Origin of the sequence: Rhizobium aethiopicum (assembly GCF_014197535.1) — a bacterium.
Taxonomy (GTDB): Bacteria; Pseudomonadota; Alphaproteobacteria; order Rhizobiales; family Rhizobiaceae; genus Rhizobium; species Rhizobium aethiopicum_A.
In genome coordinates this window covers 71294-86517 of record NZ_JACIFV010000009.1, presented here as the reverse complement: position 1 = coordinate 86517, position 15224 = coordinate 71294, and the positions used below count along the sequence as shown (strand labels likewise).

At 60.9% G+C, this 15224-nt stretch carries 19 protein-coding genes and 1 tRNA gene; 9 read left to right on the top strand and 11 right to left on the bottom strand.

What is annotated here, in order from left to right; all coding sequences use genetic code 11:
* The first annotated feature begins 4 nt into the window (after nt 1–4).
* Nucleotides 5–943 carry a dihydrodipicolinate synthase family protein gene (locus tag GGD53_RS14835; RefSeq protein ID WP_184457185.1) on the top strand — a complete coding sequence of 313 codons (939 nt, stop codon included), beginning with the start codon at nt 5–7 and terminating at the stop codon, nt 941–943.
* Between the two features lie 23 nt (nt 944–966).
* Here GGD53_RS14835 and GGD53_RS14830 read toward each other — a convergent pair whose 3' ends face one another.
* Nucleotides 967–1359, bottom strand: coding sequence for a RidA family protein (locus GGD53_RS14830; protein ID WP_184457183.1), 393 nt, complete (start codon nt 1357–1359; stop codon nt 967–969).
* Nucleotides 1360–1508: 149 nt separating this feature from the next.
* On the opposite strand from GGD53_RS14830, the gene GGD53_RS14825 reads away from it, so the two are divergent.
* Nucleotides 1509–2102 (top strand): TetR/AcrR family transcriptional regulator, encoded by a 594-nt coding sequence (locus GGD53_RS14825; RefSeq protein WP_184457181.1) that lies wholly within the window; start codon nt 1509–1511, stop codon nt 2100–2102.
* Nucleotides 2103–2176: 74 nt separating this feature from the next.
* Here the strand turns inward: GGD53_RS14825 and GGD53_RS14820 are convergent, their stop codons facing one another.
* Entirely contained in the window at nt 2177–2404 is a 228-nt protein-coding gene (locus GGD53_RS14820; protein WP_184457179.1) for a hypothetical protein, read from the bottom strand.
* Nucleotides 2405–2615: 211 nt separating this feature from the next.
* Between GGD53_RS14820 and GGD53_RS14815 the strand changes: the two genes are divergently transcribed.
* Nucleotides 2616–3872, top strand: coding sequence for an arsenic transporter (locus tag GGD53_RS14815; protein ID WP_184457177.1), 1257 nt, complete (start codon nt 2616–2618; stop codon nt 3870–3872).
* 167 nt (nt 3873–4039) lie between these two features.
* Nucleotides 4040–4357 carry an ATPase inhibitor subunit zeta gene (locus GGD53_RS14810; RefSeq protein WP_184457175.1) on the top strand — a complete coding sequence of 106 codons (318 nt, stop codon included), beginning with the start codon at nt 4040–4042 and terminating at the stop codon, nt 4355–4357.
* A gap of 136 nt (nt 4358–4493) precedes the next feature.
* Here the strand turns inward: GGD53_RS14810 and GGD53_RS14805 are convergent, their stop codons facing one another.
* The 6 genes from GGD53_RS14805 to GGD53_RS14780 all read right to left on the bottom strand — a co-directional run bounded on the left by GGD53_RS14805 (nt 4494) and on the right by GGD53_RS14780 (nt 9038).
* Nucleotides 4494–4991, bottom strand: a complete 498-nt coding sequence (locus GGD53_RS14805; protein WP_184457173.1) for a DoxX family protein — start codon at nt 4989–4991, stop codon at nt 4494–4496.
* Between the two features lie 17 nt (nt 4992–5008).
* Nucleotides 5009–5764 carry an HvfC/BufC N-terminal domain-containing protein gene (locus tag GGD53_RS14800; protein WP_184457171.1) on the bottom strand — a complete coding sequence of 252 codons (756 nt, stop codon included), beginning with the start codon at nt 5762–5764 and terminating at the stop codon, nt 5009–5011.
* Nucleotides 5765–5766: 2 nt separating this feature from the next.
* Nucleotides 5767–6654, bottom strand: coding sequence for an MNIO family bufferin maturase (bufB, locus tag GGD53_RS14795; protein ID WP_184457169.1), 888 nt, complete (start codon nt 6652–6654; stop codon nt 5767–5769).
* A 62-nt stretch (nt 6655–6716) separates the two neighbouring features.
* Complete coding sequence (locus GGD53_RS14790) at nt 6717–7004, bottom strand: BufA1 family periplasmic bufferin-type metallophore (RefSeq protein WP_184457168.1); 288 nt, start codon at nt 7002–7004, stop codon at nt 6717–6719.
* Between the two features lie 199 nt (nt 7005–7203).
* Nucleotides 7204–8556: a GAF domain-containing protein gene (locus GGD53_RS14785; protein WP_184457166.1), complete on the bottom strand. Its 1353-nt coding sequence runs from the start codon at nt 8554–8556 to the stop codon at nt 7204–7206.
* On the bottom strand, nt 8553–9038 hold the full coding sequence (locus GGD53_RS14780; RefSeq protein WP_184457164.1) for a pyridoxamine 5'-phosphate oxidase family protein: 486 nt from the start codon (nt 9036–9038) through the stop codon (nt 8553–8555). The genes GGD53_RS14785 and GGD53_RS14780 overlap by 4 nt, the downstream gene beginning before the upstream one ends.
* 286 nt (nt 9039–9324) lie before the next feature.
* Here GGD53_RS14780 and GGD53_RS14775 point away from each other — a divergent pair, with 286 nt between their 5' ends.
* The 5 genes from GGD53_RS14775 (at nt 9325) to GGD53_RS14755 (ending at nt 13784) form a co-directional block, all read left to right on the top strand.
* Entirely contained in the window at nt 9325–9786 is a 462-nt protein-coding gene (locus GGD53_RS14775; RefSeq protein ID WP_184457163.1) for a cupin domain-containing protein, read from the top strand.
* 57 nt (nt 9787–9843) lie between these two features.
* Nucleotides 9844–10689 (top strand): arylamine N-acetyltransferase family protein, encoded by an 846-nt coding sequence (locus tag GGD53_RS14770; protein ID WP_184457161.1) that lies wholly within the window; start codon nt 9844–9846, stop codon nt 10687–10689.
* A 38-nt stretch (nt 10690–10727) separates the two neighbouring features.
* Nucleotides 10728–11345: a YceI family protein gene (locus tag GGD53_RS14765; RefSeq protein ID WP_184457159.1), complete on the top strand. Its 618-nt coding sequence runs from the start codon at nt 10728–10730 to the stop codon at nt 11343–11345.
* Between the two features lie 176 nt (nt 11346–11521).
* Nucleotides 11522–12703 carry a Na+/H+ antiporter NhaA gene (gene nhaA, locus GGD53_RS14760; RefSeq protein ID WP_184457157.1) on the top strand — a complete coding sequence of 394 codons (1182 nt, stop codon included), beginning with the start codon at nt 11522–11524 and terminating at the stop codon, nt 12701–12703.
* Between the two features lie 259 nt (nt 12704–12962).
* Entirely contained in the window at nt 12963–13784 is an 822-nt protein-coding gene (locus tag GGD53_RS14755; protein WP_184457155.1) for a hypothetical protein, read from the top strand.
* Nucleotides 13785–13985: 201 nt separating this feature from the next.
* Here the strand turns inward: GGD53_RS14755 and GGD53_RS14750 are convergent.
* The 3 genes from GGD53_RS14750 to GGD53_RS14740 all read right to left on the bottom strand — a co-directional run bounded on the left by GGD53_RS14750 (nt 13986) and on the right by GGD53_RS14740 (nt 15205).
* Nucleotides 13986–14061, bottom strand: a tRNA-Phe gene (locus GGD53_RS14750).
* Nucleotides 14062–14241: 180 nt separating this feature from the next.
* Nucleotides 14242–14454, bottom strand: coding sequence for a DNA gyrase inhibitor YacG (yacG, locus tag GGD53_RS14745; RefSeq protein WP_064800614.1), 213 nt, complete (start codon nt 14452–14454; stop codon nt 14242–14244).
* Nucleotides 14455–14584: 130 nt separating this feature from the next.
* Nucleotides 14585–15205, bottom strand: a complete 621-nt coding sequence (locus GGD53_RS14740; RefSeq protein ID WP_011423951.1) for a Maf-like protein — start codon at nt 15203–15205, stop codon at nt 14585–14587.
* Between the last annotated feature and the right edge of the window lie 19 nt (nt 15206–15224).

Genomic DNA, 15224 nt, shown 5'->3' with positions numbered 1-15224 from the left:
TGCGATGACCACCACACCCCGGCGCCACCCGATCGCGGGCAACTGGGCAAGCCTGCTCTTACCGATCGCCGAAGACGACAGCATCGATTTCGAAAAGCTCGCCGAGGAAATCGACATACTGATCGCCGCCGGGGTCGACGGCATCTATTCGAACGGTACGGCGGGAGAATTCCACAATCAGACGGAAGCCGAGTACGAGCGAATTCAGGACGTGCTGGCGTCGCGTTGCCGCGCGGCCGGAATGCCGTTCGTCATCGGCGCCTGTCAGCCGGATCCGATCATCATGCTCGATCGGCTGCGCCGCGCAACTCTTCATAAGCCATTGGCGATCCAGGTGATCCTTCCCGACTGGTGGCCGCTCACCAATCTCGAAGCCACCGATTTCCTGAAGCGCGCGTCGGAGGCGGCGGAAGGAATCCCGCTCATCCTTTACAATCCGCCGCATGCGAAACGTGTCCTGTCGCCAGCCGAGCTCAGCGAGGTTTGCGGCCCCTGCCCTTCAGTGGTCGGGATGAAGATCGCCGATGGAGACGACGCCTGGTATTCGCAGGCACGAGCGCATCTTTCCGAATTTTCGCTGTTCATTCCCGGCCACCATCTCGCAACCGGCATGAAGCAGGGCGTCGCTGCCGGGGCGTTTTCGAATGTTGCCTGTCTTCATCCCCGCGGCGCCCAGGCCTGGACAGAGCTGATGCACCGGGATCTCGACGCAGCGCTTGATATTGAAAGCCGCATCTGCGCCTTCATGGACGATCACATCGTCCCGTTTCGCCGTGACCGCGGCCATTCCAACGCAGCGCTCGACAAACTGCTTGCCGCGATCGGCAACTGGGGTCCGGTCACCACAAGGCTGCGCTGGCCTTACCGCTTTATCGCTGAGCAACAAGCGGTAAGTCTGCGCGATCATGCGCGCCTGATCATCCCCGAGCTCTTCGCTCAGTAGGACCGAACGGGAGCCCTGTGGGATCATGCCGGAATGCGGGCGATGACCTTGATCTCAAAATCGAAGCCCGCCAGCCAGTTCACGCCGATCGCGGTCCAGTTCGGATAGGGCGGCTTGCTGAAAGTCTCCTGCTTGACGGCCATGATCGTTTCAAACTGGTTCTCGGGATCGGTATGGAACGTCGTCACATCCACTATGTCGTCAAAGCTACAGCCGGCAGCCTCCAGCGTCGCCTTGAGGTTTTCGAAAGCCAGCCGGACCTGGCGCTGGAAGTCCGGTTCAGGTGTTCCATCGGAACGGCTGCCGACCTGGCCGGAGACGAACAGAAGATCGCCGGTTCGGATGGCGGCCGAATAACCATGGTCCTCGTAAAGGGCATGTCTGTTCGCCGGAAAGATTGCTTCGCGTCGGTTCATTGTCATCTCGTTTCCTATCATTGGATGAGCAGCAGGCGGAGCTTCACAGGTCCCTATGCCATCTGATATACGGTGCGTATATGAAATAGGCCACATACGGGCCGTATGTCAAGCTTCATATACGCACCGTATGTGAAATTGGAGATGAGATGGCAAAAAAACGCAGCCAGACGATGGAGGAAAATCGTGCGAAGCTGATCGCGGCTGCCCGAAAAGCCTTTGCCGAGAAGGGATATGCCGCCGCCTCGATGGACGAGCTAACTGCCGAAGCCGGCCTGACGCGGGGGGCGCTGTACCATAACTTCGGAGACAAGCGCGGGCTGCTTGCAGCAGTTGTCGATAAGATCGACACGGAAATGGCATCGCGCGCCCAGGAGATTGGCGCCCGTGCGGGTGACGACTGGCAAGGTCTGCTCGCAGAAGGCGCGGCTTATATCGAAATGGCGCTTGATCCGGAGGTCCAACGCATCGTTCTGCTCGACGGGCCCGCCGTATTGGGTGATCCATCGCAATGGCCGAGCCAGAGCAGCTGCCTTCAGGCAACCAGGCAGACAATCGATCGCCTTATCGTCCAGGGCGCCCTCAAGCCGGTCGACGCGGAAGCAGCCGCCCGGCTGCTCAACGGCGCTGCTCTGAATGCCGCCCTCTGGATCGCTGCCAGTGACGAGCCGCAGGATGTGCTGCCGAAAGCTGTCGAGGCCTTCGACGCTCTGGCTGCAGGCCTTCTCAAGGCGTCCGCATAAGCTTGCGACATACTGGCGGCAAATCGGGTCTTGATGGGAGAGATGCGGTGCGGAGTGGCCAAAACTGTCGTCTGTCACCAGTAGCTCCCGAAAACCAGGAAAACCGCACCGACCGCGATGACAACCAGCGCCGGCCAGTTCCGCGCCAAGCTGAGGAACCTCAGGCCTTGGCGTCGCGGTTCGAGCGTGGCGCCGCCTTGCGGCATCAGGTGCGGATCACTCGGCTTTCGACGAAGCGTCGGCCGCAAGAGAAAAACAAGGCCACCAATTATGAGAGCGGCACCAATCAGAACTGCCCACATCGTCACCTCCGTCGGAGATACGTGGTGCGAGTTAAACCAGATCCTGCTGTGATTGTTCCGCTGGCCGATTGGGCTGCTGCTTCTGGTATTTGCGGCTTTTCAAGACAAACGGATTTGTCACTGCCCGACCAAACATGTATTCGATCGCCGAAAAGCTCTTGCATCAACCTTGGCGGCTGTTCTGCCGCGCCCCAACCGAACGCGATTGCAAATGACTGAACATGCCATGACCTGGGGGATCGCCGGCCTCACTGCGATGGCCGTCGTCGTCCGTCCCTTTCGGTGGCCGGAAGCGATCTGGGCCGTTTTCGGCGCCCTGCTCCTGCTCGCCTTCCGCCTGCTCGGACCCCATGATGCCCTGGCGGGCGTCGCCAAGGGCGGCGACGTTTATCTCTTTCTGATCGGCATGATGCTGCTCTCCGAACTTGCCCGGCGCGAAGGCCTGTTCGACTGGATCGCCGCCATTGCAATCGCCTACGCCCAACGATCACCCCGCCGTCTCTTCGTGCTCGTCTATCTTGTCGGCGTGGTTGTCACCGTCTTTCTTTCCAACGATGCGACGGCCGTGGTGCTGACGCCGGCCGTCTATGCCGCCTGCCGGACGGCGCGGGTGAAGGACCCGATGCCTTATCTGTTGATCTGCGCCTTCATCGCCAATGCCGCGAGCTTCGTCCTGCCGATTTCCAATCCGGCCAATCTGGTGATCTTTGCCGGCGGTGATATGCCGCCGCTGTCCCGCTGGTTGTCGACATTCATGCTGCCATCGATAATTTCGATCGTCGCCACGTTCCTCTGCCTCTACTGGACGCAGCGCCGCGCCCTTGCAGAAGATACTCTTGCCGCCGACACGCAGCGGCCGCCCCTCTCCCGCAGCGCCCGCCTGGCCGGATGGGGGATCCTGCTGACGGCCATTGTTCTTATCGCTGCGTCGGCCGTGCATGTCGATCTCGGCGTGCCGACCTTTGTTGCGGGCACGATCACCACCGCGATCGTTCTGATGCTGACGCGTCAAAGCCCGGCCGAGACGATGAAGGGCATCAGCTGGAGCGTTCTGCCGCTGGTCGCCGGCCTGTTCGTCATCGTCGAATCTCTCGATCACACCGGCTTGACGAACATTCTCTCCGATCAGCTGGCTGCGCTTGCCTTGTTCTCGCAATCGCAGGCGATCGGCACGGCGGGCCTGCTCGTCGGCGTGATCTGCAACCTCGTGAACAATCTTCCGGCCGGCTTGCTTGCCGGCAGCGTGGTGCAGGCCGCCGGTGTCTCCGACAAGATCGCCGGCGCCGTGCTGATCGGCGTCGATCTCGGGCCCAATCTGTCGGTGACGGGGTCGCTGGCGACGATCTTGTGGCTGTCTGCCCTGCGCCGCGAAGGCCTGCATATCGGCGCCTGGACGTTTCTAAAACTCGGAACCGTCGTCATGTTCCCCGCACTCATTCTGTCTCTGGGGTCGCTCCTCCTGTTTTGAGTGTCTACAGGCGCTACGCATGCCGCCTAACCTTTTGGATCTACGCAATTATCTGGCAAAATGGCGCGAGAGGCCTTCATGCAGGCAGTTTCCGAAGCAAGAATTTACTTGCGCAGCGAATGCGACACATTCGAACGACTGACGGCCACTCAGCGGGAGGATCGACGATGGGCATCATCGACGAGCGTGAAGAAGCACTCGAGAAAGAGTACATCGTCAAGCTCGAGCGTTCGTTCCATATCAAAGCTAGGCGCGACCGGATGCTGGCACGCTGGGCGGCCGAGCTCATCGGACGAAATGACTTCGACGTCTATTTCGACGAAGTCATTTCCGCCGGGTTGCTGGAGTCAGGAGATGAGCACGTCTTCAGAAAGATTCTCAGCGACCTGCAATATGCGGGCGTCGCGATCAGCGCTCAGACGGTTCGCGAAAAAATGAAGCAGCTTCTGCTTGACGCGGCAAGGTCCCTCGACGACGCCGACTAAAGCCTTTCGGGCGATGTGCGCCAGCCTGCCGGCACTTTCGTGCAGGAGACATCTCATGACCGTCTCTTCCCCTCCGGCGCAGGCCCTCATGCCAGCTGAGCGCCTCCTCAGGGAGATGAGGCGTCTGGTCGCCGCGTCATTTGCGGCGCTGCAAGACAAACGGATCAACCGCGATCTTGCCCCCGCCGAACACGACCAATGCCAGCGCCATTGCCGCCCAGGGCAAGTGAAAGTTCGCCCAGCCCTCCGGGATGGTGAGCTGGATAATCGCCGTCATCAGCAGCAGACCGAGAGCAGCGAAGCGTGTGGCCAAGCCGAGGATAAGCAGAATTGGCAGGACCAATTCTCCGATTCCGGCGGCCGTCGCCATCGTCAGCGGAAACGGGTAGGCGACTGCGCTGCCGAAGATATGAAGCTTGAACTCCTGCTCGAAAAGATATCTTGCGCCCGATGAAAGCGTCAGGAAGCCGTCCCATTTCGTCAGCCCCGACTTGAAGAAGGGAATAGCCAGCGCAAAACGCAATGCCAGCAGCGGCAGTGACCTGGGAAATGAGGCGAGCAGGCTTTCCGCGCGTGTGACGAGGGCGGCAGCGGCAGCGCCAAAGCCGTGCGAAGGGGCCACTTCGGTTTTCATGTGGAGTTTCCTTTATACTATTGAAGGGTGCTGAACGCGCCAAGACCTGCAAGGCCGACCAGCGCCGTTCCGAAATCGAATCCCGGGGCAGCCGCACATGCCGCCTCTGCCGCCTCGCCGAGAGTGGCGGCGTTGAACAAGGCGGCTGTAAAAACGGCGTCCCGCGGCGGCAGGACATGAACATGGACCGACATCTCCGGTCGCACGACCAGGACCGCTTGCCCGCTCCAGTCGGAGACCGGCGAAACCATCTCCTCTTGATGTGCGCTCCAGATCGAACCAACCGGAAAATTCGACAGGATCAGGTGCGCCGAGGGGTGTGGGACGAGCCGCAAATCCGAAAGCATCTCGGGCGCCACGGCTCTGAGTGCCGCAAGATCGAGAGGCGCGCTGTCGGCGGCGTGGTAAGCCTCCGTCCAGGCGGCCTCGAGCCGTGCGACATCGGGCAGATAGACAAGCGTGTCTGCAGGCTCAAAAGCTGTGATGAAGTCGGGGAAATCCTCGCCATATTCCATGATCAGCGGCGAGGCCGGCTTGTGATCCTGAGCGTAGGCCCGCGCCATGGCCGCAAAGAACTCCGAACCGACGAGCCTCTCAGTTACCGGAAAGCGTTGCGCCAGCGCCTTTGTCAGCCCGACGAACACATTGTTGCGGTGTACGGCAAAGCGTGCCGCGTCGGGCTTGCCTCGCGCGTTGACGACGCCTTCCGGCACCGGCCGCTCGGCATGCAGCAAGGCATCGGCGAAGGCGGTTTGGCAGGTTGCGAAATCCATCGTCACGCCGCCCGGATCCGGCGCCCGCCGCGGCGAAACGTTTCGGCGGCGAGCATCGCATCCACACGTTTCGCCTCTGAATACAGTGTGGCGAAATCCGGAACATTATTGTCCCATTCAATCAGCGTCGGGAGTGCGCCGGTGCGCGCGAGGGTATGTTTGTAGAGCGCCAATACGTCGCTCTTCACGGCTGTCGCATGCGCGTCAATCAGCAGCCGGTCGCCGGCGGGGTCGACGGTTTCGTCGTAACCGGCGAGGTGAATCTCACCGACGAACTCGACCGGAAAACGATCTATATAGGTAGCGGCATCGAGCCGGTGGTTCACCGCCGAGACCATCACATTGTTGACGTCGAGCAGAAGGCCACAGCCCGTCCGCTCAGCGATCGTCGCCAGAAAATCCACTTCGTCGATCGTACTGTCCGCGAACAGTATATAGGTGGAAGGGTTTTCCAGCAGCAGTTGCCGCCCGAGCGCCTGTTGCGTTTCGTCGACATGGTCGACGACGCGCGCCAGCGTTTCTGCCGTGTAGGGTAGCGGCAACAAATCGTTGAGATATCCCGTGTCATGCGTCGACCAGGCCAGATGTTCGGAAAAGCTCTGCGGCCGATAGCGATCGAGCAAGCTGCGAAGCCGCTTCAGATGCGCCTTGTCGAGCCCACGCGCCGCACCGATCGATAAGCCGACCCCGTGCAGCGACAGCGGATAGTGTTCCGTGATGGCTTCGAGGTAGCGATGCGGCGGCCCGCCTGCGCCCATGTAGTTCTCGGCATGGACCTCAAAGAAGCCGACATCCGGCAGATCGGCCAGAATAGTGTCATAATGCTCGGGCTTTAGGCCGAGGCCGCCCCGCGCCGGCAGCAGGACAGGTCGGGTTGTCGAAGCAGTCATCGCATTCTCCCGGTTTGGCGAGAAAAGATGGAGGCCCGAACATCGGGCCTCCGCTTTCGTGGTCAGGCTTTCGTCGGCTCGAGCTTACCCATGTGCCCCTTGACGTTCATGCTGGTGCAGGTGCCGGCTGGGACTGCCTTCCAGGCGTTGCCCTGATAATCCATCGTCGATGTCCCTGCGCAGGTCGTGCCGGCACCGGCGGCACAATCATTGTGACCCTTGAGCGCGATGCCATAGCATTTCTCCTTGCCCACCATTTTCTCCGCCGGCAGCGGTGCGGCGAAGGCAGCGGATGAAATCGCAGTGGCGAGCGAGCCTGCGAGGGCGAGGCTGAGAGTGGAACGGTTCATGGATGGTCTCCTCTTGCAAAGATCCGCGCACCGGTCATCGGCCCGCGTAATCCCTCTTTCGAGACGACGATCCCGCTAGTTACAGGCATGACGAACACGAATTGGTGATCGGCCTTCGCACGATGGTACGGTTTTGTTCGTGGGACGTGGCGGGGCTCGTTTGGCGCAGGCGCCGCCGGAGGATTGCGCCGCACTCAGCTTATGGGGATTCACCTGCGACGGCTTCAAGGACCAGCGGTCCTTCCGCCTCCAGTTTGACGCGGCCCCGGCCGACGCGCGCGAGGCGGATGGGCGCCTGCTTTTCTTCGAGCCGGCGGCGCAACAGCAAGAGCCGGGTTTCGAGATTGTCCTTGATCTCCGGCATGCGTGCGCCGGCGGTCAACCGCATTTCCCGGTTGGTGAACTCGCTTCTGCCGTCGCTCAGATGCCAGTCGAGCATCAGGCGCAGCAGTGTGCCGGCAACGCCCTTCACGATGTAAGTGCCATCGATGAACACGCTGTCATCGAAGCGGTGATGGACAATGCGAATTTCTCGGCCGGCGGCAACAGGCTCGGGCGTGCTGATCGCAGGTCTCTGTTCGGCGGCAGCCGCTGCCCGCTCGCTGGCCCTGAGGGCGCTGGCAGCCTGTCCCGCCAGTATCTCGAGAGCAGCCTCGTCCTCTTCTCGAAAGGCGAGCCGCTCCGTGCTCTCGATGAAGAGCACGCCCGTCACCGCGCCGCCGGCGATCATGGGAACGGCAATCTGGCTCATTGCCGTCGGCAAATGCGGGAAAGCGATCGTGCGCGTCGCATTTTCAGCCCCTTCCGCCTCCAGACCGATGGCTTCGCCAAACCGGCGCACACGGCTCATGTCACTGACCTTGATCGTCTGTCCACCCGCTGCCGCAGCCCCGATCAATCCTTCGCCGCCTGCGATTTCGGATCCGAGGCCCGAGCGCTCGTAGCCGATGCTGCCCGTCGTGATCAGGCAGCCGCGATGGTTGTCGTGGATGAGCACGAGCGCGTTGCCGTATCCCAGCACGTGCTTGACGCCGACGAGCAGGCTGTCGATGATCTCATCGGCCTCCGACTGTCGCTCGATCGCCTTGATCGCCTTGGAAAGATCCGGGAGGCTGACAGGCGCCCGGCTGCTCGGCGGCGAAGCTGTTTCCACCGGCGAGGGAACCTTCTCAATTCCGTACACCCGGAAAATATCGGCGCTCCTCAGCCGCATGACATCCGACATGCCGATCTGCGCGCTGCTCGCCTTGAGCTGGCGGGCGATCTTGTCGAACAGCGCGCCGGCATCGACCGAACGAACAAAACCAATGTCGAGCAGAAACTGGTCGCCGGTGAACCCGTCCACCAGGATCAGCGTGACCTTTGGGTTGGCGCGTATATTCGCCGCCGTCTTGGCGAAGAACTGGTTGGAGAGCGCGACATGCTCCTCATCGACCCGCACCACATGGGAGAGATAGGATATGTTCGGCATGCCGTCGGCCGAGGCCGTGGCGATGATGGAGGGAATGACACCCTCGAAGCAGGCGGAAAGATCGGAAAGCCGCAGATTCATTGGGACCGCGCGCCAACATGGGTGCCCGCCAGCATGCCGGCGAGCGGACCGGGCGTCTGGACATAGATTTCACTGATCACCAGCCGGGCGACCCGCGCCTCGCGCGCCGTCAGCCATGGCGCGATAAGACGCCGGGGGACGCCGAGCGATTCGAGCTCGTTCGTCGCCGCGGCGATGAAATGATCGGCGCGATCGAGGTCAGAACGCTGGATCTCTCGCATCCCGGCGCTCCCCTTCAGCTGGAAACTTACATAATCCGAGGGGGTTACGAAGGTGGCGGCGATCCGCCCGGTCTGGCGTATACCGATTTCGAGCCGCGGCCACTGCCAGGCTGAAAAGATGACGTCGATCGTTTCCCGGTCTTCAAGAAGATGGAAGCCGACGCCGCGTCCCGCCGAAGGACGGCCGGTCTCGTCAGCCACCGCGATGATGCACATCAGCGGCCTGTTGAAAAAATCGAGAAGCCTGTCATCAAGCCTCACTGGCGTCCCCCATTGCTTTGCCCCAATCCTCCTTAGCAAACTTTTAGGATTCCCGGTACGGCTTGCACATTCATTTAGGAACGCCGGTTTTTTCGCTGCGCTATAGAAGCGACGTACCGGCCGGACGGCCTCGATTATCATCACACCCGGGTGTTCGGCGGCCCCGTGCCGCCGGGCGAAAGACAATCGCGCCCGCCCCGCATAGCGGAGCGGGGCACGGATTTCTGCGTTTCGCCGCAGGCGAAACCGCCGGCGGTCGATGCGGGACGAATTTGGAGAAAGAGAAATGGAGAAGTTTGATCATGCGGCGGTTTCGCCGCCGGCGCACGGGATGGCGGTAATGGCCTTTGGCAAGCATGTCCTTCGTATTATGGCGGAAAATACCGGCGGTTCGCTCGGCATGTTCGAAGCCTGCGTGCTGCCTGGCGAAGGTCCGCCACTGCACGTGCATGAGCGCGAGGACGAGTTGTTTCGCGTTCTTTCGGGCCGCTTCGGCTTCTGGTGCGCCGGCGATTATGTCGAACTCACGGAAGGCGGCTCTATCGCCTTGCCGCGCGGTGTGCCGCACCGGTTCCGCAATGTGGGGCAGACCGAGGGCCGCCTCATGGTCATCGTCACCCCGGGCGGGTTCGAAAGCTTCTTTCCGATCGTAGAACTCTGCAAGCCGGAAACGCCCGAGCAGATCGCCTCGATCGCCCGCGGCTTCGGCCTGACCTTCCCACCCGAGGACGATCGCAAGGTGGCCTGAACCAACGCAAACACGTCTCGATAATGAGCAACGGTCCATTTGAAAGGAGACCGAACGATGACACATGTACCTTCGAATGAAAACGCAGTGACCCTGACAACCGCGCAACTCGATGCCTATTTGGCCCGGATCGGGGTCGAGCGGCCTTCGCGCCTCGACATCGACAGCTTGTCGCAGTTGCATCGCGCCCATCTCATGAGTTTTACATGGGAGGCACTGGACGCCTTCATGGGATGGCCCTCCGCGATCACCCCGGCTGCGGCATTCGCCAAGATGGTCGAGAGGCGGCGCGGCGGCTGGTGTTATGAGATGAACGGCCTCTTCGGCGCCGCGCTTGCTGCACTGGGCTTCCGTGTGACGCGCCTTTGCGGCGCCGTCGACCGGGAAAAGCTTGGCGATATCGCCATCGGCAATCATCTGACGCTGCGTGTCGACTTCGACCGTCCCTATCTCGCCGAGGTCGGCATAGCGGACGCCATCATCGAGCCGGTGCCGCTTGTGGCCGGGCCGATCAGCCAACGCGGCTTCGATTTCTCGATTATGCCGGCCGACGGGAACTGGCTGCGCTTCAGTAACCATGTGCTCGGCATCGCGAAAAGTTTCGATTTCCGGCTCGACTACAGCGACGAAGCCGCGATGGCCGCAACACATGGCTGGCTGATGCAAGATCGCGGCTCTCCGTTCACCAATGCGCTCGCGGTGTTGCGGCACACGGCGGACGGCTACGTCGCCCTCCAGAACGACCGTCTGCGCCGCGTGACGGCGAACAGCCTCAGCGAGGAGAGCATTACGAGCGCCGCCCATCTCGGCGACACGTTCGAGACAGTCTTCGATCTCGACATTCCCCGGTCCGACCGCGTCTGGGAGCGCCTCCGGACGATCCGCCGCGACAAGGCGGCGTGAGCCGACAACCTCATCATTTCCCATCCGAGGAACTATCAATGCTTCGCATAACTGCACTCGCCCTTGCTCTGGCTTTGACCACGACCTTTGCCCATGCCGCCGCCACCGATCCTGCGCCGGGCGGACCCTACAAGACCGATCCCTCGCATTCGAGTTTCAATTGGTCGTTCGACCATTCCGGCCTGTCCCACTACACCGCGCGCTTTACCGGAGTCGATGCGCGGCTCGACTGGAAGCCCGAAAAACCTGAGGCCTCCACGCTTTTGGTCACGATTGATCCGCTTTCGGTCCGCACCGACTATCCATGGCCCGAGAAGGTCAACTTCGATGCGGAGATCGGCGGAGACGAGAGCTTCCTGGCGGCCAAGCCGATCACCTTCGTTTCTAGGAAGATCCATGTAACGGGCAATAAGACCGGCACCGTCGAAGGCCTCCTGACCTTACGCGGTGAGACGCACCCGGCAACGCTCGACGTCACCTTCAACGGTTCAATGGCCGAGCACCCGATGATGGGCGTGCCGAAGATCGGTTTCTCGGCGACCGGCAGCATCCGTCGCAGCGAGTGGGGATTGGATTTTGCCATCCCCGAACTCGGCGACATCGTCACCTTCGCTATAGAAACGCAGATGGTGCCGGCTGATTACTCATTCCAGTGAGAAGCGAAGCGAGCTGCAGGTCCAACCTGACCTGCGCCTCTTTTCCGATTTCGCTGGAAATGGCGATGCGACCCCTTTATCTTGCAGGGATGGCGTGTGCTGCGTGCGCCACGGGCTTTCCCGAAATCGACGGAGACTGAAGATCAACCTTCCAAAACAAAAGGGAGCGCTGACCGGTGTCGCAGCCTATCTCTCCAGGTCTCATCCGATCCACCCTTCGCCAGTTCCTCGATAGCGAAGCGTCAGGCGGTCTCGCCCTGATGGCAGTCGCCTTGGCGGCAATCGTGACGGCGAACTCACCGCTTGCAGAGGGTTACTTCCACGCTCTTCACGTCTATCTGGGGCCGCTCAGCCTGCTGCACTGGATCAATGACGCGCTGATGGCGCTGTTCTTTCTGCTCGTCGGCCTCGAGATCAAGCGCGAAATGCTGGACGGCCAGCTCTCCAGCTGGAGTCGCCGCATGCTTCCGGGCGCAGCCGCCGTGGGAGGCATGCTCTTCCCCGCCCTGTTTTATCTCTTGTTCAACTGGGAAAACCCGGCGGCCCTGCGTGGCTGGGCGATTCCGACCGCGACGGACATCGCATTCGCACTGGGCGTCATCTCGCTGTTCGGACCGCGCGTGCCTGCCTCGCTGAAGATCTTCCTGGCGGCACTGGCGATCATCGATGACCTGGGGGCCGTCGTGATCATCGCGCTGTTCTACACGAACGATCTCAACCTCCTGGCGCTTGCCGGGGCTGCGGCAGTGCTCGCGGCGCTCTATGGCATGAACCGTGCCAGGATTCTGAAGCTCTGGCCGTATCTGCTGCTCGGCGCCGTGCTGTGGGTGCTCGTCTTTGCATCCGGCATCCACGCGACGCTGGCCGGCGTTCTCCTCGCTCTGACGATTCCGCTAAAGGTGACCCCTGGCACGCCCGAAGCAAGCCACGAGCAGTCGCCGTTGCACCATCTCGAGCACATCCTCCACAAGCCCGTCGCATTCGTCGTCGTTCCGATCTTCGGCTTTGCCAATGCCGGCGTCTCCTTCTCCGGCGTCTCGGCAGCCACGTTGACAGAGCCATTGACGCTCGGCGTGGCGGCGGGCCTATTGCTCGGAAAACTGGTCGGCGTCCTCACCACGGTCTTCCTGCTCGTCAAAATCGGTCTCGCCGACCTTCCAGCCAAGGCGAGCTGGGGGCAGATGACCGGTGTGGCCGCCCTCTGCGGCATTGGTTTCACCATGAGCCTTTTCATCGGGCTGCTTGCATTCAACGATCCCGACGTCCAGGACCATGTGAAGATGGGCATCCTGCTGGGGTCTCTGCTGTCCGGTCTGGTCGGCGCGGCGATGCTCGCAACATTCAATCGCCGATCCTGAGAGAGCGGGGCTGCAGGTCTCCATGAAGAACCCGGCCGATATCGCCCTTTGTTAATCAAACGTCTACAACAAAAGCCTGCTCGAATTGTACGCAAATTTTGGATAAAGTCGGCCAGTCGCTGGCCTAGCAGTGACTTTTGTCAATTCGCTATTTCTATTATCCCGAACCAGCATCGCTTACACTTCGGTTTAAATGTCGATATCATTACGTTCAGCCTCACTGCAGAATAGATGCCGCAGCTACAGTGTTGAAGATCTCATGACGGACGCCGCCTTTGCGGCAGCTCTGCGTGAATCCGCCTTAGAATTACTGGCAATCCATCGCAGAGCGCCGAGAATAGTGCGTTATGTTGCCGATCTGCAGAAGTGGCTGCTCAGCCAGGCGGCGTTGGCATTGCATTTTGAGCGGAAGCTCAACCCGTCTTGTCCCCCTTTGACCGCTTCCAACCTCGCAAAGTTTCTGATCGAGAACCACATCGCCAGCCCCAACACCGTGGTCGCACATGTGAAGGAGATGGCGTATTACAAATTATTCGAGCCGGTAGAGACGACCGATCGGCGCGCCAAGCCGTTACAGGCGAGCGCCTATGCTGAAAGCTTGATCCGGCAATGGTTCGAGGGGCACCTTCGTTCCCTGGACGGCATGGACGCGGGAGATCGCTGTCGGTGGTCGGAGGCGGATGAGACAATTCTGTATCGCGCTCACCCGCGTATCGCACGTCGGCTGTTTAACCATCCGGATTGGTATAGCCCGCCCGAAAGCATTGCGCTGTTCGTAAGGTCCGAATCCGGAAGCAATATATTGCACGACCTCATGTCGCGTGTGCCACTGGCACCGGTCGTAGGTGAACGCACCTGGGTGGGCGATGTCTCCGCACGATTGACCGCAGCCGAATATGTCATTTCCCGCAGTCATGCCAGCAGATTGCTGGCGGCCGCGCAAAATCAAGGATTGCTGGGATGGGAGGCAACCCAAATGAGCGGGAATTGCTGGATCTCCGCGAGATTCGTCCTCGACTACAGACGCTGGCAGGCCACGAAATTCTCCGTGATTTCCGAGGTTTTGGCGAGCATCGAGTAGACGCTTGGGATAGCGTTTCCTCAGGAACGCCGAACCGATGTGAGGCGGACCAGCCCAGTTTGCCGTCCTTTCGTCGGGCAGGCCACATAGAATGGTCGGCCTTAAGCGTACTTGAACGGACAGACGCAATTACAGGCCAAAGCCTCCGATTGATGAGACAAGTTCGAGACCGGACGCATGAGACTGCTTTGGGAGATTGTGTGGTGCCCAGGGGCGGAATCGAACCACCGACACGCGGATTTTCAATCCGCTGCTCTACCAACTGAGCTACCTGGGCCAACCTGCTTCGCGAGGGTGCTCCTGATGAAAAGAACCGCGGGGCCTTGGTTCGCCCCGGAAGCGAGCGGGGTTATAGCATCTTGTTCGCCCATGGCAAGCGTCAAATGACTCTTTTTTGACGGCCTCGCCGATTTTGCCGATTCACAAGGAAAAATAAGAGCTTCGGGGAGGAAATCTGCTAGTTTTCCTCGTCGGGATAATCGGCCTTCGTTTCGTCGTCAGCCACCGGAATGGCGTAGGAGCCGGTCAGCCAGCGGGAGAGATCGACCTCGCGGCAGCGGTTGGAGCAGAAGGGGTAATGTTCGCGGTTCGATGGTTTGCCGCATTCCGGGCAAGGGCGCGTCTTGCGCAGCGGTTCGACCTTGGCGGCGGCTTTCTTGTCTTCGGGCATGATCGGTTCGTCCTAAAGCATGGCGCGCAAATGGTTAGCGGTTGCGACAACGACACGCATAAAAACAAAGCCTTAAAGCGCGACGCGCGGATCTGAAAGATCGTGACGCGCTTTAAGCATCGGCCGTCGGTCAGCCCTCGGGCCACCGGCTATGCACATCGAAGCCTTCGCCGGTCAGAAGCAGAATGGTTTCATATAGCGGCAGGCCGACGACATTGGTGTAGGAGCCCACCATCTTCTGCACGAAAGTGCCGGCGAGACCCTGGATGCCATAAGCGCCAGCCTTGCCGCGCCACTGGCCGGAGGCGAGGTAGTTCTCGATCTCGAAACCGGACAGCCGCTTGAAGCGGACCTTGGTCTCGACGATCTTCTGGCGGATCTTGCGGTCCGGCGTCACCAGACAAATGCCGGTATAGACGAGATGGTTGCGTCCCGACAGGAGATGCAGCGAGCTCAGCGCCTCGTCGGCGAACTCGGCCTTGCCGAGAATGCGCCGACCGACGGCGACCACCGTATCGGCGGAGAGGATATAGCTGCCCTTCCAGGTGATGTCGCCCTTGATGGCGGCAAGTGCTGCCTCAGCCTTCTCGGCCGAAAGCCTTCGGGCGAGCGAACGCGGATGCTCCGACTTCTTCGGCGTCTCGTCGATATCCATCGGCATCAGGCGCGAAGGCTCGATGCCGGCTTGGTTGAGCAGGTCGACGCGGCGGGGCGAGCCCGAGGCCAGAATGAGCTTGTATTTCAGCGCCATGAAACCTCGACCATCGGCG